A 26,234-nucleotide genomic window follows, 5' to 3' on the forward strand; every position below is an offset into this window, starting at 1 on the left:
ATTTCAAAAGCGGCTTCACGCTACAAGAGATATTTTATTGCAACAAACCCGGCAATCAGCAAGACGGTAAAGACAATTGCCAGAATATTGAAATATTTTTCGATAAAAGCTTGAATCTTGGGCCCAAATCGGTAGATCAATCCGCCGACCAAAAAGAAGCGAGCGGACCTCGAAACCACAGAGGCAAATAGGAAGACCGGGAAATTGATGCGGAAGGCCCCGGCCGAAATCGTAAACACCTTGTATGGTATCGGGGTAAAACCGGCAACGCCCACCGCCCAGGCATCATATGACTGATATAATTGTCTGATATAATTAAATTTATCTCCAAAGTCATAGAACAAAATAATTTTGTTTCCGATTGTCTCCATAAACCGCCACCCGATCAAGTAGCCGAAACATCCACCCAGGACAGACCCAATCGAACAGACCAGCGCATACTTGAATGATTTTTTAGGGGCGGCCACTGCCAAGGCGATTAATAAAATATCCGGCGGGATAGGAAAAAAAGAGGATTCACAAAAAGCAAGCAGAAATAGGGCCCATGTACCGTATGGGGTATCGGCCCAATGCAGGACCCAGTCATAGAGTCGACGCAACATGAATTACGTTCTCCAGCCGTGTTCGCCCATAAGTTTAACAAACCGACAGCCTCCCAGGCTGGTCGTCTGAATACCGCTGGTAGTTTTAGACACTTTCATAAGGTCTTGAGAGGACTGGTTGCCAACCGGAATTACCATCCGACCGCCGATGGCGAGTTGCTTAATCAAGGTTTCCGGAATACGTGGTGCGCCGGCCGTAACGATGATTGCATCAAAAGGACTTTCGTCAGGCCAGCCGGTTGTACCGTCGGAATATTTGGTAACGATATTGTGATACTGAAGTTTGTCAAAAAGCTTGCGTGTTTTCACATACAAGGGGTATATTCTTTCTATCGTATAAACACGAAAAACGATCTCGGCAAGAATGGCGGCCTGGTAGCCCGAACCGGTCCCGATTTCAAGTACCCGATCATCTTTGTGAAGTGCCAACGCTTGGGTCATTTCGGCCACAATGAATGGTTGGGAGATGGTCTGCTGTTCACCGATCGGCAGCGGAAAATCGCCATAGGATTGGTCCATTAAGGCTTCGCTGACAAATAAATGCCGGGGAATTTTACGAAAGGCGGCCAAAACCCGAGGATCGTTAATACCGCGGGCTTCGATTTGATTTTGAACCATCTCGTCGCGCAACCGTTTGTATTTGACAGCAACTCTCTGCATAATAAAAATTTCTATCAAAACTGAAGGGTTAGGTCAAGATATTAGAATGGACAGCACTCGTCATATCATATTGTCTGTATTGATGGCGGCATTGGTCGTCATCATGGGAACCGTCGGTTACATGCTGTTTGAAGGGTGGGACTTTTTAGATTCCGCCTATATGACGGTCACGACCCTTGCAACAGTGGGATACGGCGAAGTCCACAAAGTGAGTAGAATCGGCCAGGTCTATACAATGGTGCTGATCATTGTTGGGGTGGGTTTTTTTCTGTATGTCATCGGGGCTGTGGTACAGTTTATGGTTGAGGGACGCATTCGGACCATATTGGGGAGGAGAAGGTTGGATAAAAAAATCGACAAATTAAAAAATCATTACATCGTATGCGGATATGGGCGTATCGGCATGGTGCTTTGTAAAAGTTTGCTGACCAACCCGATTGACCTGGTGGTGATTGACAACAAACCGGATCTTGAGACAGAGCTGATGGAAGACGGTTTTGTCTATGTGTCGGGAGATGCGACGGATGAAGCCATACTGCTTAAAGCCGGGATCAAACGGGCAAAAGGGCTGATTGCCGTTTTGGGCACAGACGCAGAAAATGTGTTTCTGGTCCTGACAGCCAGGCAATTAAATCCGGATATTTTTATAATGGCCCGGGCAACCTACAGCAAATCCAAATCCAAGCTAAAAGCGGCCGGAGCGGATAAAGTGGAATCACCTTATGAAATGGGTGCGGTCAATATGGCCCAGCGAATTATTCGGCCAACTGTTACCAGTTTTTTAGACCTGGCTTTTACATACAAAAATAAAGATATCCAAATGGAAGAGATCCCCATCAGCGTTTCGTCTAAACTGGCAAATATTGCCTTGAAAGATTCAGGTATCCGCCAACAATTTAACCTGATTATCATTGCGATAAAAAAGAGAGATGGGAGCATGCTCTTTAACCCATCCTTTGAAACGGTTATTTGTGGCGGGGATACGGTTATTGCGGTCGGGGAGGAAAATAACCTGCAAAAACTCGAGAAGATCTTAAACAGCGACGAATGATTTTTCTATATTTTATAAATAATTCTTTCGTCGGTGATGATAATATCCACATGTTTATCATGCGATTCCATTGGGACTTGCAGGGTGAGCTGTTCCTCAAAAGCCAGGGCCACCTTACGGGTGGTAATCGCCAGGTCGGGAATCAATCTGTCATAGTACCCTTTGCCGGATCCAATTCGGCCGCCTTTTTCGTCGAATGCAATTCCGGGAATTATGGCGATATCAATTTGTTCAATCGGAACCAGCTTGCATCTTGCCGGGTTTGGTTCCAAAACCCCCCGGGGGCCGGGACGGAGGCTGGAATCAAAGTTGTCGATTTTCATTAATTTCATTCTATAATTATCTTCGGCAAACGTGGGCAACACAACAACCTTGTTGTAGTTGAAACATTTTTTTATAATTTCACGGGTTTTGACTTCGTAGCCCAAATCCATATAAAGCAACGAAATTTTTGCTTCCAGAAAATTAGCGAAATCAAAAAGACGCTCCGTGATAATCTTATTTTTTTTTAGACGGTCGCCATCAGAGAGAGCATCCAGGCGTTTGCCGGTCTCATTTCTTATTTCAAGTTTTTTCTCTTGAATTCCTTCCATGCTTCGTCTCCTGGTCAGGGGGTGTCTATGTGCTGTGAAGCGAATTACTTGATCCTTTAATATACAGAAACGTCGAATAAAGTCAACTTACAATAATCATTGACTAAATAACCACCTCATGATAAAAATTTTATCGTTTTATCTGAAGTTTTCGTTAGAACTACAGGCGCTTTCAGGTTTTGTTTTTTCCCTTCTTTTTGAAAATCTAATAGCCCATAAGATGATTGCAGCCGGGGTGAAAGTCAATATAACCATCTATAAATATTGGGAATAATTATGTTGGAGATCAAGTTCGTCAGACAAAATATTGTCCAGGTCCAGGAAGCACTTCTAAACAGGGGTGTTGTTTCAGATTTAGAAATATTTCAGGGCGTTGAATCCAAACGGCGATCGGTCCTGCTCGACGTTGAAGGGCTTCGTCATCGACGCAATGTGGTATCGGACCAGATTGCTGAAATGAAAAAAAAGAAAGAAGATTCAACCGACCTTGTCGGCGAGATGCGGGAAGTTTCTGCCCGAATCAAGGAACTCGACACGCTTTTGTCTGAATATGATGAGGAAATTAATCACATACTTCTGGGGCTTCCCAACTTGCCCCACGAAACGGTTCCTGTTGGAAAAGACAGCAGCGCCAATCCTGTCGTGAAAAAAGTAGGCACCCCGCCGGTCTTTGGGTTTGACCCCAAGCCCCATTATGATTTGGGGGAAAGCTTGAAAATCCTTGACTTTGAAAGGGCTTCGAAAATTACCGGGGCACGTTTTCCGCTCTATTTCGGCGCCGGCGCCAAGTTGGAACGCGCCCTGATTAATTTTATGCTTGATATTCATACCGACGCGCATGGTTATCTGGAGGTTTTGCCGCCTTTCATCGTCAACCGTGAAAGTATGATGCATACGGGGCAGTTGCCTAAATTCGAACAAGACCTTTTTAAGCTGGAAGGTTGGGACTATTATATGATACCTACAGCAGAAGTGCCGGTAACGAATATCCATCAAGGGGAAATTCTGGATGAAGATCGATTGCCGGTATTGTACTGTGCCTATACGCCTTGTTTTCGTTCCGAAGCGGGCTCATACGGCAAGGATACCCGGGGACTGATTCGTCAGCATCAGTTTAATAAGGTTGAACTGGTAAAATTCACAACACCGGAATCATCGTATGACGAACTTGAGAAGCTGCTGCAAAACGCTGAAACCATTTTGTCCCGTCTTGAACTTCCCTACCAAGTGATTTGTCTGTGTACGGGAGATTTGGGGTTTTCGGCCGCAAAAACTTATGATTTAGAGGTTTGGATGCCGTCCCAGAATGTTTACCGCGAGATATCGTCCTGCAGCAATTTTGAAGATTTTCAGGCCAGGCGCGGAAATATCAAATTAAAGCGCAGTGGTAAAAAGGGGACCGAGTTTGTACATACCTTGAATGGGTCCGGGCTGGCGGTCGGGCGAACGGTCGCTGCCATACTTGAAAACAATCAGCAGGCGGACGGCTCTGTTGTCATACCCAAAGCGCTTCGGTCCTATATGAACGGAAAGGACGTTATCAGACCGTGAAGCTTGAAAAGATTCCCGAAGAAATTCGCCCCCACATCATACCGAAACAGGGAGGTCGACTGATCTACCGCTGCCTGGGTTGTGAGGCTGAATATGATATCAACCGGTTATTATACACCTGTCCGGCGTGCGGACAGGTATTATTAATTGAAGATGCGGGGTTCGGTCGGTTGGCAGAAATTCCAGCCGATAAATGGCATCAGATTTTTGATTATCGTAAAATGCTGAATGTCCTTGCATTGAAGGGTATTTTTCTTTTCTATGAATTTATCGGACCGGTCATGCCTCTGGATGCGATTATATATTTGGGAGAGGGGCATACGCCGATGGTCGAGGCCAATTCGGGTTTGGAAGACAAGGTCGGTCTCAGGTTTTATTTTAAGAATGATGGCCAGAATCCCAGCGCTTCCTTTAAAGATCGGGGGATGGCAAGTGCTTTTAGTTATATCAACCATATGGTCCAAAGTGGGTCTCTTTCGGAGGTGCTGGCAGTTTGTGCTTCCACCGGAGATACTTCTGCCGCTGCAGCCTTATATGCATCCTATCTGAAGCCCCACGTTAAATCGGCGGTATTGCTTCCCCATAAAAAGGTTACCCCCCAGCAGCTCTCTCAACCGCTCGGCAGCGGCGCAGCGGTATTTGAAATCCCGGGGGTGTTTGATGATTGTATGAAAATTGTCGAGGATTTATCGGAAAAATACAATGTCGCCCTGCTGAATTCGAAAAATGCCTGGCGAATACTGGGGCAGGAGTCGTATGCGTATGAAATAGCGCAATATTTTGAGTATGATCTGACACATAAAGTGGTGGTGGTTCCCATTGGAAATGCAGGCAATATAACGGCAGTGATGAACGGGTTTTTAAAATTTTTCAGGGCCGGCATCATTCAAACCCTGCCAAAAATTATCGGCGTGCAGTCAATCCATGCCAACCCGGTTTTTCAGTATTACCAGGAGCCGGATGCCGGCAAGCGTAAATTTAGACCCATGAACGTTAAACCCAGTGTGGCCCAGGCCGCCATGATCGGAAATCCGGTATCCATGCCGCGGGTCATCCATTTGGTCGACCGTTACAATGCAGCGGTCGGTATGCAGAAAGTTTTCATGGTTGAAGTAGCGGAGCAGGCCATCATGGACTGGCAGCTTCAAGCCAATCGGAATGGCCATATTGCCTGTACCCATGGGGGCGAATCGTTGGCCGGACTTTTGGATGCGAAACAGCGGGGGATTTTAGAAAAAGATGATATAGCCGTCCTGGATTCGACTGCGCATGCGCTTAAATTTTCAGTTTTTCAAGAGATGTATTTTGACAATTCATTTCCGGGTGAATACGAAATCGAACCCCAAAAAGCGTTCGCCAACGCGCCCCAATTGATTTGTCCAAGGGATATAGAACTACCGGCTCCCGGCAAACCACTGCAAGGGGAAGCCCTTAAACGGTTTGTTGAACGCGAGAGCGATGAAATTGCAAAGATACTGGATCTAAAAAAGTTATAAAGAAAATATAATAGTGATGCCAACTGACTTTCAATGACGAGGTAAAAAAGATGAAAAGGGGTTACTGTAGTTTTTTACTATTAGTATTTCTTATAACTGCCTGTGCCGCCGATCTGAAGATGCAAAAGCGGATGGCGGAGGATAAGCGAAATATAGCAGGCGCCTATATCGGTCAGAAAAATTACACCGAAGCGCTCAGGGAGCTTCTTGAAGCCGAAAAGCTTTATGCCGATGATCCCTTTCTGCAGAATGACCTGGGGTTTGTCTACATGGAAAAGGAAAAACCGGGCCAGGCCATTCAACACTTTAAAAGGGCGCTGGCGTTAAAATCCGATTATTCCGCTGCCAAAAACAACCTAGGCGTGGCTTATATGAAAAATGAGCAATGGGAAGAGGCCATTGACTGTTTTAAAGATCTCATCGAAAATCTGCTGTACACCACCCCCCAAAATCCTTTGGTGAATATGGGACTGGCCTATTACCACAAGAAAGACTATGCCCAATCTGAAAAGTATTATAATAGGGCCCTCGCCTTATTCGACGACGGACTGAACAAGGATGCGGTTTATATCAAGACGCTTCACGGGCTTGGCCTAAACTATATGGCGACGGGGCGAAGCCGGGAGGCGATTGCCATCTTGGAAAAAACGGTTCAGTTTGCTCCCCGAATTGGCGAGCTTCACTTTGACCTGGGCCGGGCATATACACTTGCCAAAGAGTATCCAAAAGCTGTTAAAGCATACAATAAAGTGATAGAACTCATACCCGATCGATCCCTGGCCCGGGAAGCCGCCAAGGCCGCTGAAGAAATTAAGCGAAACGCTAATTTGAAATAAGGTAAGTGAACCGTATTAGCGAGCACATATAAAAAACAGATTAAGAGTCCTTACGGTCGAATCCCGCTACAGCGGGACTACAGGGTTCTTCAATCATCAATAGGCGCGGTGCGAATTTCAAGAAGATTGATTCTCATGGGAGCGATGGATCGCATCCCCTTGACGATGAAATAAGGAGGGGTAGAAAAAAAATAGCCGGGTGCACAACTCACAGTACACCCGGCAGGATAAGTTAATAATAGAATGGATCAGCCGCCACGTTGTTCCAATTGAACTATCTGGGGTGTAATAAATATCAGCAACTCTTCCTTGTTGTCGGTGATTCCTTTGGACTTAAACAACCAGCCAAGGACCGGGATATCCTTCATGACCGGAACACCGGAAACATCATTTCTTTTGGTGGTCTTTCGAATGCCGCCGATTACGATCGTCTCGCCGTCATTCACCAGCAGCTCCGTTTCAGCTTCTTTTGTGGTAAATGACTGCTGATTATTGACGATGGTGCCCAGTTCGTTGTTGGTCACTCTCAATTTCATGGCGATGCGCTGATCAGGGGTTACCAGCGGTTCAACTTCCAGCAGCAGGTCAACATTAATGAACTCAGTGGTGGTTTCGCCATCCACCAGCTTGTTATAGGGATATTTAACCCCCTGTTTGATGGTCGCCTTTTTGTTGTTCAGGGTCAAAATTTTGGGCGCTGAAATAATGTTCAGATCGCCTTCGGTTTCAGACGCCGATATGCGGGCGTTGACCAACGAAAACGGTGTGCCCAGCAATCGGGTGAAATTAATGCCGAGTGTTCCAAGGCTTGAGGTAGGCGGATTGGTGGCTGACATATCATATCTGAGTCCGCCGGGGGATTGTCCGCCGAGAGAATTTGTCAAGTCTTCATTGCCTTCACCGGTCACGCCCCACTGGGTGCCGATCGCCCGGGTAAAGGTATTGGTTGCTTCAACGATTCTGGCCTCGATCAGGACCTGCGGTGTGACCCGGTCGATTTTTTTAACGATATCCCTGATCCGGTCGATGATGCCGGCCACATCGTTAACGATAAGCTGGTTGTTGCGGTCATCGACGCTGATTGAACCGCGGTCTTTTGTGATAATCGGTTTCACTTTAGGTAGAATTTCGGATGTTGCGTTGGCATAGTTCACCGAAATGTATTCGGTAACCAGCGGCTCTAATTCTTTTTCCACTTTCAGCTCTTCACGCTTGGCTTTTCGTTCGGCCGCCATTTTTTGCTGCAGAGCCGTTTGTTCTTTTTCTATGGTTTCCAGCTTGGCAATCCGAATGATATCGCCTTCGTATGTCATGCCGAGCCCGTTCATTTTCAAGATTAAATCCAGCACCTGGTCCCATGGGACCGGTTGTTCCAACGTCAAAGTGACTTTTCCCGCAACTCCCTTGTCGATGGCAAAGTTTTTACGGCTGACTTCCCTGAGGATACGAAATACGTTTTTAATGTCCGTATCGTAAAAATCCAGGGCGATTTTTTCACCGGTATACTCTTTGGTAGTACCGCTAAGGGGCTCTTCAACTATCACTGCGGACTCTTTAGGCGCCGCCATGGCGGGGGTGGCGGCCGGCTGCTGCCCGGTCGGCTTTTCAGGTTCAGCCGCTGCCAGTGTCGTCTGGGTCATTACCGCTTGCCAGTCAGGCAACTTGGTTTCATCAAGCGGCCTGGGCGGAACCGTAGACGCTTCGAAATGCACCAGGAGCAGGTTGTCGGTCTGCTCAACAGCATAGGGGACTGTCTCCCGGAGTTCAATTGCAAACAATGAAGTGTTTTTTAAGGCCGGCGCATCAAAGGGTAATATTCGATCGACGGCACTTTGAAAACGGGTGGTAATCAATGGTCGCTTTCGATAATCGGGAAGATTGGTGTCAAAAAGCTTAAGCTGGATTCTTTTATCGGTTTCTTTTTTAATGTCATATTGAATCGGTCGGGTAGTACCAATAATCAGCGTTGATTTTCCGGCCGGTTCGCTGGAGAAATCAATACGATTTACCCAGGCAGGTGAAGAGGGCTGGCCCGGATTTTTTTTAGCCGCCGGCAGGGGAGCAGGCTCAGCTGCCGTAATGGAAGTTGCCTTGGCGGGCTCGTCGGTTTTATTTGCAGTGGCCGGGGGTTCAACTTTGACAGGCTGGGGGGCTGCCGCCGCAACCGTTATGGGTGTTTCTTTGGCCGGTTCAGCACCAGTAGGCTGGGGAGGTATATCAGTAACCGTTATGGATGCTGCCTTGGCCGGTTCGCCGGTTTTCTTTTCAGCAGCCGAAGATGCCGGGTTTGCCTGGAGAGGGGCTGCCTCAGATTTTTCTTTATTAGTTGCCGCCGCCATCATCACATCGGAACCCACTTGAATCATAAGGCCGTTTTCTGCCGGCGCAGCTGAAAATGAGGTTAGATAGGGTTTTGAAGTATCGATAACAAGGCGGAGCTTGTCCGGATAGCTGAAATAGCGGACACTCTTTACCCATTCGGTATTGACGGGAATCAGCAGTTCCTTTTTTTGCTGCTGGGCATGCTGCAGTTTGAATATATCAAAAACGATTCGGGCCGGACTGGCAATGGTAAAGGATTTATAATTTTTGATGACGCCGTCCGCCATTATTTTAATTTTTATGCTTTTATCGGATTGAACGGTATAGATTGATTCCAGTTGTGACGCTGGGGGCAAGCCGGTTAAATCTATCGCCTTTTGTTCTTCCTCCTCTTCCGCTTCTTTTTTTTGCTGAATCTGGATGTTATCTTGTTTGCCAGTTTCTTTCTTTTCAAGCATGGCAACCATAGCCGGTTTTGTAAAAGCGATTTTTATCCCGTCCCCTGCGCGGACAACTGAATAAGTCACATCCTTTTTTAATTGAATTTGAATACGAGAGGCGCTGCCCTTTTCCGTCAGCACGGATGCTTTAATACCCTCGACCATACCGTTTTTAACGGTATAATCAGTCTGAATGGCGTCAAGGGCGGTTTCAGGAAAATAGAAAATAACCCCCAATGGCGATACCTGTTTGACGGAGGTATAAGTCAGGGGCTGGTTTGACTCGACCGTCACATAAAAAAACCCGGAATCTTCCCCCGTTGTTATATTGGTAATCAGTTTTACCGCATCTGCGGCCGGCGAAGTTTCGGCCTGGGGACTCATGGATGTGGAGGCACAGCCGGTGAAACCTAACATCAAAGCCATAAGAAAGATTGCAACGGCGCAGATTTTTGACAATTCCATTTTTTTGTATTTCATATTAAAATTCTCCGGGAGGTTTTTGTAGTTTTAGTTCTTTTTTCTCCAGCGTAAACTGACCTAAAACATTTTCAACCTCTTCTTCTACAACAACTTGATCTTTTTGTATTTCTAAAACACGACCTGCATGAATTCCGATAAAAGCTCCCTTTTTAATAATGTATCCCTTGCCGGAAGCCTCTTCAACCAGCGCCTTATTTCCACTTGGGGCCTGGATGATGCCGACGAGCTTCAACTGGCTCAGGTCTACCCGCTCTAACGGTGTTAATGGCATCCGACGTTTTTTCTTTTGCTTTTCAGCATCTCCAGCGTCTTCCGGAACAACCGGTTTTTCTTCGAATAGAGGCAGAAAGGGATCAACCTTTCCTGCCGGGCTATAGCTTCCGACTGCATCTGCTGCCAGTTTTTCAAGATCGGTTTCAGCAGCCGGGGCATCAACATCTTGGCCGCTAGTTTCTGCGGATTTTGGAGCTCCCGCTATAGTGTCGGGCTCGGATTTGTCCGCAGCCTTATCAGCTTTTTGGTCTTGGGGGGGAGGTGGTGGCACTCCTTTTTTCGCCGTTTCTTCATAAACGGCGGCTGTTTGTTCTGCTTTTTTCGGAACTGAAGCAGGGACTGGTTGGGCCGCTGCAATCGTTTTCCCTGGCACCGATAGTGGCTTTTCCGCTACTGGGACCGGTTGAATTGTTTTTGAGAGAGTCTCCGGTTTCGCCGAAGGGGGTGTTTTTTGGGCCGGTCCCGGCTGCTGTTGGGGAGCAGGCGGTGGTTGTGTAGGCGGTTTTTGAGGCGCTATCTGTGTAGGGGTGCCAACCGCAATTTTTTGAGTAATTACCTTTGGCGCCTGGGGCGGTTCGGTTTGGTTGTCACAACCAAAAATAAATACCGCAAAAAAGAATAAACAGGCAATTTTAGTAGTAATTAGAATAGATTTATACATAGCGATAACATAATTTTTTCCTGAATATTATTTTTTTGCTCCTCTCTTTTTGGGGGGAGCTGCTTTTGGCTTTGCCTCGATGAATCTGTAAGTAATGGCCGTGCAAGTTATATTCAGTTTGTCTGCCTTTGCAGGGGCTGTTAGCTGAATATTATCGACATTGACAAGTCGCGGCAACATTGAAACCCTATCAAAAAAGGCCGCAAGGTCATGATATCTACCCGTAACATTTATAGAGACGGGTATTTCTGCATAAAATTCCTTCGGAATTTCATTTTGCGGTTTAAAAAGTAAAAATTCAAGCCCGGCCGCCTGTCCTGATTCTGAAATGCTGGCCAGCAGCGAGGGAATTTCTTTGGTTTGGGGCAAAGCTCTTTTGGCAATGTTGAAGCTCGCCGCCGCCTGCTTTTCCTTGTCACGCCAGGCTTGTAACTGAGCGGCCTGACGCCGTGTTGAAACGAGTTGGGCGTCGAGGGACGCGGATTCCTTGGTCAATTGGTCAATTTTTTGTAATTTGGGCAAATATGAAAAATATACAATTGGGCCGATGAGAAGCACAAAGGACCCCACATAAATCAGGATTCTCTGGATTTTGCTGATTTTTTCAACCTTCTCGAAGAAGGGTTCCATTGATATTGTGGGGAGGCTGATATTTTTCATTATTTTTTGGCCTTACTTTTTTGCAGCCGTTGTCTGTTGGGGAGCTGCCTTTTGACAACTGATATCAAAACTCTTAAGATTATATTTTAAAATGGTTTGCTGGTTCACGGTTTGTAAATTTATATTCGTATATAATTTTGATTTTTCCAGCCGGGTCATAAAATCGGCAACGGTCTTGTTGTCCAGGGCAATCCCTTTTATGCTGACACTGCGACCGGTCAAACGAAGGTTGGTAAGCCACATCCGTTTTTCAATGATCAACTCGTTAATGGAGTCAAGAAAACTTAACGGCACTTCCCGGTTTACGTTTAACTGGTTGATGATTCGCGTCTTGTTTTGGAGATCTTCCAGACGCTTTTTGATTTGCTGTATTTCTTGTATGTCTTTTTTGTAAGTTGCCAGCTCCCTTTTTTTTGCTTCAATTTCGGTTTCGAGAGTTGTGAGTTTGTCGTTTAAGGTCCCATTATAGTAGACTAAGGTCACGGCCGTAAAAGCAAACATCAAAACAAAAATGGACAACTGGCGACGGATGTTTTCTTTCTTGCGTGCGGCCCGAAATGGCAATAGGTTAATTCGTATCATTTGTCATCAGCTCTTCTGATTGCCAGGCCCATGCAGATAGCAGCCTGGGGGGCAATTTGTTCAAGATATGATGCATCCAACTTCTTATTATCAATAATTAAGTTTTTAAATGGGTCAATCGTTTCAACTTCAGTAGAAGTTTCAACGGCCAGCAGTTCTTGAAATTCTTTAATGTTGGCGCCGCCTCCGCTGAGAATAACCCGTTTAATCTGTTCATCCGGATAGGTCGAGTAAAAAAAGTCTAAAGCCCTTCTAATTTCGGCACACCAATCGCTTACAACGGCCGAAGTAATTTCAGACAGGTCATCTTTGGATATCTTATCTGTTTTTTCATTAAATTTGATGTCTTCGGCGTCTTCTGCCGAACAATTAGCGAGAGACATGATTTTCTGATTGATTTGGCTGCACCCCAAGGAGACATCGCGCATAAAAACGGAAAAAGATCCCTTCAGAATATTCAGTGAAGTTTTACTGGCGCCAATATCAATTAAGGCAATACTTTCTTCTTCACCTTCATAGTTCAGTTCAAATATATTTTGCAGGGCAAAGGCATCAACATCAAGTATGAGGGGGTTTAATCCGGCCAGTTGAACAACATTCAGATAATCTTCGACCATTTCTTTTTTTGCCGCTACGAGGATCACGTTCATTTGATTGGGGTTGTTTTCATTTTCTCCAATAATTTGAAAATCTAAATTGACATCGCTGATATCAAACGGGATGTACTGTTCTGCTTCAAGCTGGATGGTTTCTTGAAGTTCTGCTTCTGTCATTGTTTGGACGGTTATATTTTTGACGATGATAGAAAATCCGCCTATCGATATGGCGACGTTTTGTTCCTTGATCCCGGCAGTTTTAAACAATTCATGAATTTTTTGTGCCGCAATATCGGGTTCTCGAATGGTCCCTTCTTCAATAACGCCTGGGGGAATATCCAGCATTGAGAAGTTTTTCAGGCTGCGTCCTTTCTTTGAGTCAACGATTTCACCGACTTTGAAAGTGCAGGAACCAATGTCTAAGCCAACCAGGTTATATTTTTTTCCAAATAGCATAGCTGCTCTTAATCACCGAAAATCTTGTTTTTGTCTGAAAGCTTATACCCTAACGCCAGAATGATCTTGCGCTTCGTTTCCATCCGGCAATCCAACCCTTTTTCGATGCGTGAAATCGTTATAGGTGAAACATTTGCCTTTCTGGAAAGTTCAGCCTTGCTCATCATTAAAGATTCTCTAATTTTCTTTACTGAATTCTTAGTCATTTTAGATTTGAAGCGTTATTGTTATTAGCAAATTTTAAGTTCAGAACCATGGCACTTAGTAGAACAGAAGAAAAGTCAACACTACAGCATTTATTATTTTTGATAAGATTATGTGTTTGAAGAACCTGTTTTGTCAAGAAAAATTATTTAGATTTATATATAAATTATATATAACTTATATGAAGTTACATTATGTTGTGTTTTATTAATTGCCACAACAAGATATTGTGGAGAAAAGAATAAAAAAAAATTCCAAAAAAAGTAAAGCGTTGATTGAAACCTGTTTTGGTACCCGCAGGAATAATTTCAAAGAGAACTTTCCAAGGGTGACCCCGATTCTCTTTATTCCTTATTTAATATCTTGGGTTCAAAAACAGTATGATGACGTGTCGGGGAAAGAAAATTTTGCTAAAAAAAGGTATTGGTCAGTGAAATTATAATCGAAGCTGAAAGGGTAATAAGAGGGTGTTTCGCATCGGCAATTTAACTTTCAACATAACATACTATCAATAAAAATAAAGGTTTATCTTGACTTTGACGGAGAGTTTCAATATTAGAATGTAGTCCATAATAGTCTTTATGGCAAAAAAATAAAAAGTGCTTTGAATGTATTTTACAGTTATCACAATGCCGATTCTCCAAACTACAGAAGAAAAAATAAAGCCGTTTAGGTTGGTCAAGTATTTTACTTTTACCAGCCTAATTGTAATTTTTTTGGGAACCGTCGTTCTGTCGGCACTCAACACCCACTGGGCCAGGATGCTGCAGCTTAAAAAAAGTGAGGACTATGCCCTTGTTTTGGTTGAAAACCTGAATCATCAGATTTTTACGCAATTTCTTATCCCCGTCTTGATCCGATACGGCAAAATACAGCTTCGCGAAGAGGAGCAGTTTAAGCGGATGGACAAGGTTGTTCGAAGCACGCTCCACAGTTTCAAGGTCGACCAGGTGAACATTTACGATATGGGAAATACGGTGTCCTACAGCTTCAATAAGAGTATTATCGGTCAAAAAGATATCGGCGGGACAGGCTACCAAAATGCGATTGAGGGACAGTCTACCTCAAGACTGATTCAAAGGGGAAATTTTTGGGAGATTCTTCTGGGAATACCCAAGGAGAGCAAAATCGTGACCTTTGCGCCGCTACGTGTGGAACGACCGATGTCGACATTATCGGGACCGGTTCTGGGTGTTGTTGAGATTGTTCAGGATTTGTCTGAAGAATATCAGGCAATATTCAAGTTCCAAATTATAGTCATTCTGACATACGCCATTGTCATGGGGGTTTTATTCCTGGTTCTTCTATTTGTTGTTAAACGGGGTGAAAGTATCAGCGAACAACGGGCCCAGGAAAGACTGGAACTTAAGGAACAGTTAAGCCGGGCCGAGCGGTTGTCATCTTTGGGAGAAATGACGGCAGGGATTTCACATGAAATACGCAATCCCTTAGGTATTATCAGGAGTTCCGCCGAACTGCTCAGGAAAAAAATGACGGTGCTGGATCCCGCCAATACGATCCCGAACGTTATCGTTGAGGAAACCAATCGGCTCAATGACATCATTACCGGTTTTATCAGCTTTGCAAAGCCTAAAAAACCGAACCTGATTCCCTGCCGGATTGAAGATGTCATTGAAAAAAACATCAAGTTCCTTGAATCCCAGATGCAGGAACAGGGCTATCAGGTCCTCCGGCATTATGAAAACAGTTCGCCTGAAATAATGGCGGACTTCGCCATGATGTACCAGGCGTTTTTGAATATTCTGATCAATGCGATGCAGGCAATGCCGCAGGGTGGAAATATTCACATTGGTGTCGGGGTCAATGAACAGTTCGTTAATATTAATTTTGAAGATGAGGGCGAGGGGATTAAAGAGAGTGTTCTTGGAAAAATTTGGGAGCCTTTTTTTACCACAAAGGATACGGGGTCGGGACTCGGCCTGGGTATCGTGAAAAATATCGTCGAATCACACGGGGGAAATATCCACATTGAACAGAGAACCCCCAAGGGAACGCGCGTTGTTGTTAACCTGCCGCTGACCCGTGAGGGATGAACATGGAAACAATATTGATCGTTGATGATGAAAAAAATTATCCTCCTGTTTTAAGCGCTGTATTGGAGGACGCAGGATTTGAAACCTTAATGGCCTATGGCGGACCGGAAGCGTTGGCAGTTTTGGAAGATTCCGATGTGGATCTGGTCCTTACCGATATGAAAATGCCCGGCATGGATGGTATTGAACTGCTTGAGCGCATTAAGGCAAGGGACCCTGAACTTCCGGTTATCATGATGACCGCGCATGGAACCATTGAAAAGGCGGTCGAGGCAATGCAAAAAGGCGCTTACAGCTACCTGCTGAAGCCTTTCGACAACGAGCAGCTGATTCTATATGTGAACAAGGCCAACGCCATGTTCAGGGTGGTCAAAGAGAACCGGCATCTTCGGAGCGCAGTCGAAACCCGCTACAGTTTCGGGAACATTATCGGAAAAAGCAAACCGATGTCAGAGATATTTGAAATGATCCGGAAAGTCGCACCCACCAGTGCAACGGTGATGATCGAAGGGGAAAGCGGCACCGGCAAAGAACTGGTGGCGAAATCGATTCATTTCAACAGCCCCAGAAGAGAGAAGCCTTTCGTGGCGGTCAGTTGCAGCGCCCTGGCCGAAACCCTTTTGGAGAGTGAATTATTCGGCCATGAAAGGGGCGCATTTACCGGTGCGGTGGCGACCAAGAAAGGTCGTTTTGAGTTGGCGGACGGCGGCACCCTGTTTCTGGATGAAATCGGCGAACTATCCCCTGTTTTGCAGGTTAAGTTGCTGCGGGTTTTGCAGGAAAAGGTGTTTGAAAGGGTCGGCGGGGTTAAGCCGATATCCGTTGACATTCGAATTATTGCGGCCACCAATAAAAAATTGAGACAGGAGGTTATAAAAGGACATTTCCGTGAAGACCTTTATTTTCGCCTTAATGTGGTTCACATCGTATTGCCGCCATTGCGGGAACGTCCCGAAGATATCCGCCTTTTAATTAATCACTTTATTCAAAAATATTCCCAAGAACTCAAACCGGATGTCCCGGTCAAGGGGGTCGAGAAAGAAGCCGAGCGTCTTTTCTATGAATACGGCTGGCCGGGAAATATACGTGAACTTGAGAATGTCATTGAAAGGGGTATCATTCTCTGCTCAGGCGATCATATTGAAGTGTCGGATTTGCCTAAAGATTTTAAGGAGAATCTCGATAATGCGCAGTCACTCGAGTGGATACCGGCTAATGCAAAGCTGTATGATACCGTCTCAGCTATAGAAAAGAAAATGTTAGAAAGGGCATTGTTGTTGACAAATCATGTGCAGACAGATGCTGCCGAACTGCTGGGAATTGGACGAAGCGGATTTAACAAAAAAATTAAAAAATACGGAATCCCTATTAGAGATAACAAATAAAATCTATTTTTTGGGAACCGGGTACTGATTAAATTGAAATTGTTTTTATAGATGTAAGCTATGGCAATTTCCATTTGGAAACCGGCTTGTTTCCAAATGGAAACAGAATAACGGGTTTTAAGTTTACAGCAAAAGTCGTCATGTAATAAAACTATACCAATCAAATTTATAACATGCTGATAATTAATGAAATAATATTAATTTTTAAAAAATATAATTTAAAGGCGGAATTGGCAAGTATTTTGCAGTGATATAGAATCAAACCTAAACCTTAATTCTGTTTTCCTCCTTTTTATGGCGAGTCAGGATGTTCCTGACTCGCCATTTTTTTGTCTGGTACTTTAAATATAAAAACAGACTCGCTCTTGATTCTGAAAAAAAAGCTTTGTATTTATCCAGCCAGTTTGTCCTTGGCAAGTTCCATGTAGATTGAATCCGGATGATCGGAAACAATCTTCTCATAGGACGCTTTGCTTTTTTCAGGATTTCCGAGGATATGATAAATGCGCCCCAGATTAAAAAGGGATTCGTCTTTCATGATGGATTCCGGCCCTGAAGATATCTTTTGAAAATATGTTGCCGCTTCCTGATACGCCTGCTTGGCGGCATAGGAATAGCCAAGCCCGCTCAAGACAAGATATTTCACAGGCTGATGATCGCCGAGAGTCTCAAGAGATTCGCGGTATAAAGAAATGGCCTTGTCATATTCACCGGCCTTGTAGCAGATGTCGGCATAGGATACCCGGGCCAGTTTCCCCCCCTCTTTACTTGAATATTTTTTTAAAATGAATTCAAAATCCGCATTTACTTCCTGGTAGGCTTTTGCCGTCCCAATCGTTTGCGAAAGTGTTTTATATTTTGCTAATCCCTGCTGCATCAATGAAAAGGCCTTTTCTTCCGACTTTTTTGAAAAATATACAAGCCCGGAAAGGAGTATCAATACCGCACAAACCAATCCAACACCCGCTAAAAGCCGCGTTTTATATTTGAGCGCAAACTGAAAAAGCCGGGCAGAGAAAGTTATGAACTCATCAGGCTCTTTAAGAAGTTGCTTGCGGGTTACCTTTTTAGCTGCCATATTTATCCTCCACCTCGTCTATTGTTGTTTAAGAGTTATTATCGTTCGTAGGGGGTTTTTCATAAGTATTTTTTTATCCTGTGCCAGCCCTTATCGGGGATTGCCGCCCCCACCACCTGGCATACTTCACTACCGCAGACGGAACCCAGGACGCCGCATTTTTCAAGGGGAAGATTGTGGACCAGTCCAAACAGGAAACCGGAAGCCCATAGATCCCCGGCGCCGGTGGTGTCAACTGCTTTTCCGGCGCCAATGGGGGCGATGGAAATTGTTTGATTGTCGTGAAAAACAAAGCTTCCCCGCTTTCCTACTTTAAGAACGGCAATGGTTACGTTTTCAGCCAGTTTTTTAAGGGCTTTGCGTTCGTCGTCTATACCCGTAAAGGCTAACGATTCATCTTCGTTTGCAATCAGGATGTCGATATACTCCGGTACAATTTCGTTTAGAAACTTTTTCGTTTCTCTGACAACCGTAAAACTGGCAAGGTCAAGTGAAATCACAGCACCGGCATTTTTAGCGGCTTTTAGTGCTGCCAATATCAGGTTTCGATTAAAGAGAAGATACCCCTCAATATGAACAACGGCCGCACCCGCCAGGGAAGCGTCGCTGAGTTCCTCCGGCAGTGTTTCAGCAGATGCGCCAAGGAAAGTCAACATGGAACGCTGGGCATCCGGTGTGATGACCGAAAGAACCCTGCCGGTCGGGAGGTGAGATCTAAAAAGAATCGATTCCACATGATTTTTTTGGAGCCCGTCGCTAAAAAGCCTCCCCAAGTCGTCTTCTCCTAATTTGCCGATGAAGCGGGCATTTCCCCCCAGCCGGGCAATCCCGATTGCAGTGTTGCAGGCCGAACCGCCCGGAACAATATGCGGTGTATCCTTTGCCAGCAAAAGGGTCTGCTGGATATATACATGGTCCACCAGTGTCATGCCCCCCTTGGGGACGCATGTTTGCCCAAGGAATTTATCATCTTCGCGAATAAGGATATCCACGAGAGCTGAACCGATGCTGACGATCAACTTTTTTTTTGGATCTATTATTCCCATTCCTGGCATATGAAACGTCCATTGGAGTTGTTGTCACAAATATGTTCCAGTTGATGGATCTCCATATATCTGCTACGCCATCCGGCGGCTGAATCGGAATGTATTTTTGACAACCGCTATAACAAGGGGGCTGAACAATGTTCAAAATATTATTCAGGACCCTTTACCATATCAAAGATTGATGAATCCAGCCTTTATCTCCGTCGGCGTGTTGAACATGGAACCAGTTTCCTTTCCGTTCCAGCACCTTGAAGGGAATGCCTTTTCCAACCGTAAATAGAACGGGAAAAGAGGTCCCCGGACCGGATCGGATATTGCACTCATCCTGGATGGTAATCAGGGAAGGAATTTTCTGAACCAGAGACGAATGGATCCAGCCTTCGTCACCTTCAAAGTCTCGGAAATAGTACCAGTTGCCGGATGTTTTTAAAATCTGTATCGGGTGAAATTTTTCAACTTGCCAAAGAATGTCGGCGGTAGTTCCAGGGCCGGACCGGATGTTGGCTAAAGGTGCTGAGACGGTCAGCCGTTCGGCTGAAACAACAGAAACTGCTGAAAAAAACACGGTCAGTCCGATGAGAAATCCGATATGATTTTTAACGATTGAACAACGCCGATATTGTTTTTTAAGAACCATGACAAAATGCTCACTTATGTTTGAACCCAAAAATTGGGTCCGGTTGGGGCTACCCTATCATAAACACCCGCCGGGGTTTATCCAGCCGATTAATACCTTCATCCCGGGCAGACTGGAGCGCCTGTCTAAATTCATGTTGAGATAAAGAAGCGACCAGCGCTTTGATTTCTCCCGCCCGCCCGCAGGGACGGTATTGCGACATGATGTTGACATAGCTGTTCCGGGAGATTTTACGAGCAATGAACCGCATGATTTCCCGGGTTCCGGCCATATCCTGGGGCAGCACCAGATGTCGTATCAAAAGGCCGCGTCGGGCGATGCCGGTCTCATCCAAGGCCAGGTCACCGCACTGACGATGCATTTCCAGCAGGGCCTGCCGGGCGACGGCCGGATAATCTGCGGCGTTACAGGTCATTTCGGCAACGGCCGTGTCCCAGAATTTAAAATCCGGCATGTATATATCAAAAACGCCATCAAGCAGCCTTAAGGTGTCCACTTGATCGTATCCGCTGGAATTATAGACAAGCGGAATCGACAAACCGTCTTTAATGGCAATTTCAATGGCGGAAAGGATCTGGGGAACCACATGAGACGGTGTGACAAAATTGATATTGTGGCAGCCCCTTTTTTGCAGTTGCAGCATTATTGCAGCCAGCTGCCCACTTGAAACCGGCTGACCGTCTCCTTCATGGCTGATGCTGTAATTTTGACAAAAATTGCACAATAAATTGCAATGGGTAAAGAAAATGGTCCCGGAACCTCTTTTCCCCACCAGCGGTGCCTCTTCACCAAAATGCGCATTATAACTGGAAACAACCGCATCTTTGCCTGTTTTACAAATACCGGTCCTTTCCGAATTTCGATCAACCCCACATGCCCTGGGGCAAAGCCGGCAGCTGTCCAGGATGCGGCAGGCGGTCTCTATTTTTTCCCGCAAAAGCCCCTTTTTAAAAGTGTCAATATAGGTGGGTTCAACAGGGGACATAGTATTCAAATGTGATGTTAGCTTAAACCAATTAATCTGCCGCCCTGGTAAACGATAAACGCCAGCACCCAGGCTGCCAGGGTGCTGTATACAATACTGACAATGGTCCACTTGGCGGATCCGGTTTCCCTCCTGATTGCTGCGACAGTGGCCAGGCAAGGGACATATAATAGCACAAAGGCCATCATTGCAAAAGCGCCCAGCGGCGTCATTCCTGAGGATAATAGCGCGTTCTGAAGCGCTTCGGGTTCTTCGCCGGCAACGTAAAGAATACCCAGGGTGCTGACAACAATTTCTTTGGCAAAAAAACCGGTTAGGAGTGCCACGCTCCCGCGCCAGTCGATTCCTAAAGGGGCAAAAACAGGTGCGACAACCTTTCCGATCCGGCCCATGTAGGATCTTTCGGCCTGTTCGGCCTTGCTGGCCTTTAAAAGTATGGACAGGGCGGCATCACGTTCCAGCAGAAGTTGTTTTTTTTCGCTGTCAGTGGCGGTATTTATCCGGCTGCTGTAAGATGTTTTAAGGGATTGGATTTCAGCCGTATAGTCGCGTGAATAGGTTAAGTTGCGGGGGAAGGCTGAAAGGGTCCAGACAACAATGGAGCCGATCAAAATGACACCGGTCATTCTTTTGAGAAACATCTTGCTGCGGTCCCACATATGAATAATCAGGCTTTTCAACATGGGCGCCCGGTATGGCGGAAGTTCCATCACAAAAGGGGCGTCGGCTCCTTTCAGGATCGTTGAGCGAAAAAGGCGGCCGGTAATGATAGAGAGCAAAATTCCGATAAGGTAGATTGAAAAAATGACGGTGCCGGCCTTGCCGGCAAAAAAAGCGCCGGCAAGAATGATGTACACCGGCAGTTTGGCGGAGCAGGACATAAAAGGTGTAATGAGAATCGTCAATACACGGTCTTTTTCACTTTCAAGGGTGCGGGTGGCCATGATTGCCGGCACATTACAGCCGAACCCCATGAGCATGGGAATAAAGGATTTACCGTGAAGCCCAATCAAGTGCATGATTTTGTCCATTAAAAAAGCGGCTCTGGCCATGTAGCCGGTGTCTTCAAAAATGGCGATACAGAAAAAAAGGATCAGGATATTGGGCAGGAAAATAATGACACTGCCGACACCGGCAATGATTCCGTTAACAATTAAATCCTTAAACAGACTGTCCGGCAAAAGCGTTGCGATAAAAGCGCCTGTCCAATTGACGCCGCTGTCGATCCAATCCATGGGATAAGCGCCCAGTGAAAACGTCAACTGAAACATGGCCCAGATGAAGAAAATAAATATCGGAAATCCGAGGAATCGGTTTGTTAAAACCAAGTCGATGTTTCTTGATAGATCGATTCGTTGTTTGGCCGAAGTTGTAAGAACTTCTTTTATGATGCCGGAGATAAAACCGTAGCGTTCCCCGGTCATGATGATTTCCGGATCATCGTCATACAGGTTCGATAAGTTCTTTCGCAGCAGCTGCGTCTCAGCAAGAAGCGTTTGACAATGATCCGGTACTTTTTGACAAATGCGGTCTTTAATTATTTTGTCGTCTTCCAGAAGCTTAACTGCGGTCCAGCGGGTATTGTATGGAAATGATTCGGGTATTTTGTCCTGAAGGATGGATTGCAGCTTTGCGATGGCCCCTTCGATATCTTTGCTGTATTTAACCCGGCGTCGTTTGGGTTTTTCCCGGTCGGACGCCGCCAGTTCAATCGCTTTTTTCAAAAGGGCATCAATGCCTTCATTTTTGTTTCCCACCGTAAAAACAACCGGAACATCTAAAAGTTCCATCATCTTTGGGGCATCAATTTTTATGCCGCGCGCCAGGGCGACATCTTCCATGTTCAGGGCGAACAGCACATTACAGTCCAGCTCTCTTAACTGGGTTGCCAGATAAAGACTGCGTTCCAGGTTGGAAGAATCAATAATATCGATGACCACATCGGGACGGTCATCCAGGATATAATTACGGGCAATAATTTCTTCGATGGAAAAAGGGGTCAGGCTGTAGGTGCCGGGAAGATCAACGATTTTGAGATCATGGCCGAACTTGTGAACATTTCCCTCTTTTTTGGCCACAGTGACTCCCGGCCAGTTACCCACTTTCTGCCGGGTTCCGGTGATATCATTAAAGATGGTGGTCTTTCCTGAATTGGGATTGCCGGCAAGGGCGATGGTGATGGGTCCTATCTGCGTCATAACATTCCTATTTTACCTGCTCGACCGTTATCTGGGCCGCTTCTTCGACCCGCAGGGAAACATGATAGCCTTTTACGATCAATTCCACCGGGTCTTTCAAGGGAGCGTATTTTTCAATATACAGCTCGGCTCCTTTGGTAATTCCCATTTCAAGAATTCGGCGGCGCAATGCGCTGATGCCGCCGACGTGCAGGACCTTTCCGGTCTGACCCTCTTTCAATTCACTCAGTTGCATAGCCCCTCTATCCGATGTTCTTTTCGGCCGGTTGAACCAGTATCTTCTGTGACAGCCCGCGCCCGAGAACAAAGCGTTTACCCTCAACTGCAACCACAAGCTGACCCTTGCTGATGTTGGTAACGATGTCTATTTGATCGCCCTGGCGCAGCCCCATGGTCAACAATCGCATGCGGACGCCGGCTCCACCCAAAATGTCTTTTATGATCAGCTTTTCTCCCTGTTTGGCTGTGTCAAGGGGCAATACCCGAACACGTTCTTTCAGACACGCGGCACAAATTCCGTATATTTCCATTTTATGCTGCAGCATATGAAAGCCATACGTTGCGGCAATTTTTACCTGCAGATCCTCCAGTTGTTCATTTTTAAATTCGAAGATACCCCGACATTTGGTGCAGACCATATGATCATGGTGCTGGCCGAGATGCCGATGCTCATAGCGCACTTCCCCGTTGCGAAATCGGTTTTTCTGGGCAAATCCATAACGGCACATCAGTTTGAGGGTTTCGCGTACAAGCCCCGGTTCCAACGGGTGGCCTCTATCATTCAGGATTTGAACGAGTTCAGTGCTGGTCACATGCTGTTCGGTTTGAAGGAAGGCCTCAAGGACTTTGAATCTATCTTCAATGTTATCCGTATGTTCATGGGTAAAAAGCTTTTTGAACTGTTCATGTTCCTGGCGGTGGATGTATTTCATCAGTAATCCCTGTTGGTAATATTTTTTTGAACATAGTGCTCAAGCCCGATAATGTCAATATATTGAAAATTCATCGTTTTCAAGGACTATGATTTGTTTCCGGGGGTATAAAAAAAGAAACGGGGTCGGTCATTGGTGGCCTGGGAATTAAAGCGGTATGTTACTACTTGCCTGGTCCAGGGATATCATAGGTTGTGCAGGAGCCGCCGGGGCAGGTTCTGGCCTGGGAAGTCGCGCCTGAACGCTGCCCGGAACCACTGCCGATGGTGTAACCGGTTGTGCTAAGAACCCGCTCAAGGTTATCGGAGTCGCATTTGGGGCACTGAAGTTTAAGCGATCGACTTTTTTTTATCAGCAGCAATTCAAAAATATCGTTGCATTTTAAACATTTAAATTCATATATCGGCATTACTTTCTCCAGTGACTTGAATTGATTAAAAACACAATATCTTTATGATGTTTTAACTTTGTTTGTCAAGGGGAACGGTTCTTTATCGGTCTTGCAGCATTTCGCTGGCATGTTCAAGCGCGGTTTTTGTGATCGTTGCACCACCCAGCATCCGGGCAATTTCTTTGATGCGGTCATTTTTGTCAAGGGGCTGGATCATTGTCACGGTTCTACCGCCGGAAACCTGCTTTGATATCCTGAAATGATGCTTTCCGAATTTAGCGATCTGGGGCAAGTGGGTGATGCAGACGACCTGGTGAAAACGGGCCAGGTCCGCCAGTTTTTTTCCGACAACCTCCGCCACGCCGCCGCCGATGCCGGCATCAACCTCGTCGAAGATGATCGTTTCGACCGAATCCGTTCCCGCCAGAATGGCTTTAAGGGCCAGCACCACCCTGGACAGTTCACCCCCGGAAGCAATATTGGCAAGGGGTTTGAGTTCCTCGCCCACATTGGGGGCAATCATCAGGGTAATCCGGTCGATACCGGTTTCGCCCATAACAGCGTCCGCTAGGGTGAGGTTCGGATCCGTATGGGCATCTTTTGCTGTTTTTCGAAAAGACACCTCAAACCGGGTGTGACCCATTTTTAGAAAGCCAAGTTCCTTTTCCACCATTTTAGCTAATTTTAGAGAGGCCCCCCCTCTTTTTTGAGAAAGTTGACGGGACAGCCCGGCCAGTTTTTCGTGCAAGCGGCCGATGTCCGCTTTTGTTGTTTTAATTTTTTTCGATAGATTTTCTATTTCGGACAACTCATAATGAATATTTTCAAGATGAGAAATTACGCTTTCGAGGGTCCCTCCATATTTTCGTTTTAGTTTTTGGAGTTTGTCCAGGCGGGATTCGACTTCTTCGAGTCGGTTTTCATCAAAGTATATGGTTTTCAGATAGCCGCGAAGGTTTTCCACAAGGTCTTCTATCTGGAAGGAAACGTCATTCATTCCCTTTGCAGCCGGCAGCAGCTCCGGGTCGAGCTGGCCGGCTTTATCCAGCTGTTTTTTCACGGCCGCAAGATGTTCGATCACGGCGCCCTGGCCGCTGTATAGCGCCTCGATGCCGTCAAAAACAACCTGGTAGAGCGTTTCGCTGTTTTTAAGGCGAATTTTTTCCTGTTCAAGAGACTTGTCTTCATCCGGAACAACAGCGGCATCGCTGATCTCTTTTTTTTGAAATTTCAACAGTTCAATATGTTCATCCTGACGATTTTTTTTCAGATTCAGTTTGTTCAGTTTTGCAATGGCCGGCAGGATCTCCTGATAGCAGGCATAAACCTCAGCCCGCAGTGGGAGAAGGCCGCCGAACCGGTCAAGGATCAACAGCTGCTGGTCTTCTTTTAAAAGCCCTTGATGGGCATGCTGGCCGGAGATACTGGCAAGATTTTCGGTTAGCGTGTTGAGCAGCTGGATAGTGGCCAGACGGTCATTGATATAGATGCGGTGACGCTCATTACGGGAAATAATTCGCCGGACCAGCAGGCTGTCGGCGGTATCGTAACCATGCTCGGATAGAATGGCATTCATTTGACTGTCGGGAGAGAAAACAAATAAAGCTTCAAGCTCGGCGGTTTCAGACCCGGATCGAATCAGGCCGGCGGAAGCTCTGGTTCCCAGCAACAAATTGACGGCATTGATGATTACTGATTTTCCGGCCCCGGTTTCGCCGCTCAGTACGGTCAGGCCATCTGAAAAATGGATGTGCAGATCGTCAATGATGGCAAAGTTGCGTATGCTGAGTTCTTGAAGCATATAAAAAAATGTTACTTAAATTAATCTGTTCCGAATTAGACAGGGGGGACCCTCCATGAACAAAATCCTGATGAGTTCCTTTCTGAAAAGGGCACCCGGATAAAAATTAATATTGCATAAGCATTCATGTTTGTAAAGGTACTTGTGAGTCCTCGGCATGGGTTGAAAGTCGCTATAAAATTTCGGTTATTTAAATCAAAAAAGGCATCCTTAATCCAGGGCAAAGCGTTCGATGATTTGGTTAAGCCGACATTTTTTTGG

24 protein-coding genes are annotated in these 26,234 nt (G+C 45.8%); 6 read left to right on the forward strand and 18 right to left on the reverse strand.

From position 1 onward, the window contains the following. Positions 1-20 precede the first annotated feature (20 nt). Both P1P89_05190 and P1P89_05195 read right to left on the reverse strand, forming a co-directional pair. On the reverse strand, positions 21-602 hold the full coding sequence (locus P1P89_05190) for a DedA family protein (GenBank protein MDF1590891.1): 582 nt from the start codon (positions 600-602) through the stop codon (positions 21-23). A gap of 3 nt (positions 603-605) precedes the next feature. Next, positions 606-1,262, reverse strand: a complete 657-nt coding sequence (locus P1P89_05195) for a protein-L-isoaspartate(D-aspartate) O-methyltransferase (protein MDF1590892.1) — start codon at positions 1,260-1,262, stop codon at positions 606-608. A gap of 46 nt (positions 1,263-1,308) precedes the next feature. Here P1P89_05195 and P1P89_05200 point away from each other — a divergent pair, with 46 nt between their 5' ends. Then, positions 1,309-2,313: a potassium channel protein gene (locus tag P1P89_05200; protein ID MDF1590893.1), complete on the forward strand. Its 1,005-nt coding sequence runs from the start codon at positions 1,309-1,311 to the stop codon at positions 2,311-2,313. A 5-nt stretch (positions 2,314-2,318) separates the two neighbouring features. Here the strand turns inward: P1P89_05200 and P1P89_05205 are convergent, their stop codons facing one another. Beyond that, positions 2,319-2,906 (reverse strand): 5-formyltetrahydrofolate cyclo-ligase, encoded by a 588-nt coding sequence (locus P1P89_05205; protein ID MDF1590894.1) that lies wholly within the window; start codon positions 2,904-2,906, stop codon positions 2,319-2,321. Between the two features lie 276 nt (positions 2,907-3,182). Here P1P89_05205 and serS point away from each other — a divergent pair, with 276 nt between their 5' ends. From serS to P1P89_05220, 3 genes are all read left to right on the forward strand, one after another. Continuing rightward, complete coding sequence (gene serS, locus P1P89_05210) at positions 3,183-4,457, forward strand: serine--tRNA ligase (protein MDF1590895.1); 1,275 nt, start codon at positions 3,183-3,185, stop codon at positions 4,455-4,457. Then, positions 4,454-5,953, forward strand: a complete 1,500-nt coding sequence (thrC, locus tag P1P89_05215; protein MDF1590896.1) for a threonine synthase — start codon at positions 4,454-4,456, stop codon at positions 5,951-5,953. Before serS ends, thrC begins: the two co-directional genes overlap by 4 nt. A gap of 131 nt (positions 5,954-6,084) precedes the next feature. Further along, entirely contained in the window at positions 6,085-6,789 is a 705-nt protein-coding gene (locus P1P89_05220; protein ID MDF1590897.1) for a tetratricopeptide repeat protein, read from the forward strand. 248 nt (positions 6,790-7,037) lie between these two features. Here the strand turns inward: P1P89_05220 and pilQ are convergent, their stop codons facing one another. From pilQ to P1P89_05250, 6 genes are read right to left on the reverse strand one after another with little or no spacing between them, the layout of a single operon-like run. Next, on the reverse strand, positions 7,038-10,031 hold the full coding sequence (pilQ, locus tag P1P89_05225) for a type IV pilus secretin PilQ (GenBank protein MDF1590898.1): 2,994 nt from the start codon (positions 10,029-10,031) through the stop codon (positions 7,038-7,040). 1 nt (position 10,032) lies between these two features. Continuing rightward, positions 10,033-10,968, reverse strand: a complete 936-nt coding sequence (locus P1P89_05230; protein MDF1590899.1) for a pilus assembly protein PilP — start codon at positions 10,966-10,968, stop codon at positions 10,033-10,035. Positions 10,969-10,995: 27 nt separating this feature from the next. Beyond that, complete coding sequence (locus tag P1P89_05235) at positions 10,996-11,628, reverse strand: type 4a pilus biogenesis protein PilO (protein MDF1590900.1); 633 nt, start codon at positions 11,626-11,628, stop codon at positions 10,996-10,998. 12 nt (positions 11,629-11,640) lie between these two features. After that, on the reverse strand, positions 11,641-12,210 hold the full coding sequence (locus tag P1P89_05240) for a PilN domain-containing protein (protein ID MDF1590901.1): 570 nt from the start codon (positions 12,208-12,210) through the stop codon (positions 11,641-11,643). Continuing rightward, on the reverse strand, positions 12,207-13,262 hold the full coding sequence (pilM, locus tag P1P89_05245; protein ID MDF1590902.1) for a type IV pilus assembly protein PilM: 1,056 nt from the start codon (positions 13,260-13,262) through the stop codon (positions 12,207-12,209). Before pilM ends, P1P89_05240 begins: the two co-directional genes overlap by 4 nt. A gap of 8 nt (positions 13,263-13,270) precedes the next feature. Further along, on the reverse strand, positions 13,271-13,468 hold the full coding sequence (locus P1P89_05250) for a helix-turn-helix transcriptional regulator (GenBank protein ID MDF1590903.1): 198 nt from the start codon (positions 13,466-13,468) through the stop codon (positions 13,271-13,273). A 714-nt stretch (positions 13,469-14,182) separates the two neighbouring features. Here P1P89_05250 and P1P89_05255 point away from each other — a divergent pair. Together P1P89_05255 and P1P89_05260 are read left to right on the forward strand one after the other, a co-directional pair. Then, entirely contained in the window at positions 14,183-15,520 is a 1,338-nt protein-coding gene (locus P1P89_05255) for an ATP-binding protein (protein ID MDF1590904.1), read from the forward strand. 2 nt (positions 15,521-15,522) lie between these two features. Further along, complete coding sequence (locus P1P89_05260; GenBank protein ID MDF1590905.1) at positions 15,523-16,905, forward strand: sigma-54 dependent transcriptional regulator; 1,383 nt, start codon at positions 15,523-15,525, stop codon at positions 16,903-16,905. A 391-nt stretch (positions 16,906-17,296) separates the two neighbouring features. On the opposite strand, the gene P1P89_05265 is transcribed toward P1P89_05260, so the two are convergent. The 9 genes from P1P89_05265 to recN all read right to left on the reverse strand — a co-directional run bounded on the left by P1P89_05265 (position 17,297) and on the right by recN (position 25,973). Beyond that, entirely contained in the window at positions 17,297-17,983 is a 687-nt protein-coding gene (locus P1P89_05265) for a tetratricopeptide repeat protein (protein ID MDF1590906.1), read from the reverse strand. Positions 17,984-18,042: 59 nt separating this feature from the next. Continuing rightward, entirely contained in the window at positions 18,043-19,038 is a 996-nt protein-coding gene (locus tag P1P89_05270) for an adenosine kinase (GenBank protein MDF1590907.1), read from the reverse strand. Between the two features lie 154 nt (positions 19,039-19,192). Further along, the gene (locus tag P1P89_05275; protein ID MDF1590908.1) at positions 19,193-19,666 is read right to left on the reverse strand and encodes an SH3 domain-containing protein; all 474 of its coding nucleotides are present in this window, start codon (positions 19,664-19,666) and stop codon (positions 19,193-19,195) included. A 49-nt stretch (positions 19,667-19,715) separates the two neighbouring features. Then, positions 19,716-20,651, reverse strand: a complete 936-nt coding sequence (locus P1P89_05280; GenBank protein MDF1590909.1) for a radical SAM protein — start codon at positions 20,649-20,651, stop codon at positions 19,716-19,718. Positions 20,652-20,668: 17 nt separating this feature from the next. Continuing rightward, on the reverse strand, positions 20,669-22,849 hold the full coding sequence (gene feoB, locus P1P89_05285; GenBank protein ID MDF1590910.1) for a ferrous iron transport protein B: 2,181 nt from the start codon (positions 22,847-22,849) through the stop codon (positions 20,669-20,671). Between the two features lie 7 nt (positions 22,850-22,856). Further along, entirely contained in the window at positions 22,857-23,084 is a 228-nt protein-coding gene (locus P1P89_05290) for a FeoA family protein (GenBank protein MDF1590911.1), read from the reverse strand. Positions 23,085-23,091: 7 nt separating this feature from the next. Next, positions 23,092-23,781: a transcriptional repressor gene (locus P1P89_05295; GenBank protein MDF1590912.1), complete on the reverse strand. Its 690-nt coding sequence runs from the start codon at positions 23,779-23,781 to the stop codon at positions 23,092-23,094. Positions 23,782-23,944: 163 nt separating this feature from the next. Continuing rightward, positions 23,945-24,190, reverse strand: coding sequence for a zinc ribbon domain-containing protein (locus tag P1P89_05300; GenBank protein MDF1590913.1), 246 nt, complete (start codon positions 24,188-24,190; stop codon positions 23,945-23,947). Between the two features lie 82 nt (positions 24,191-24,272). Next, positions 24,273-25,973 (reverse strand): DNA repair protein RecN, encoded by a 1,701-nt coding sequence (gene recN / locus P1P89_05305; protein MDF1590914.1) that lies wholly within the window; start codon positions 25,971-25,973, stop codon positions 24,273-24,275. Positions 25,974-26,234: the final 261 nt, after the last annotated feature.

The sequence above is a fragment of the Desulfobacterales bacterium genome, from assembly GCA_029211065.1.
GTDB lineage: Bacteria > Desulfobacterota > Desulfobacteria > Desulfobacterales > JARGFK01 > JARGFK01.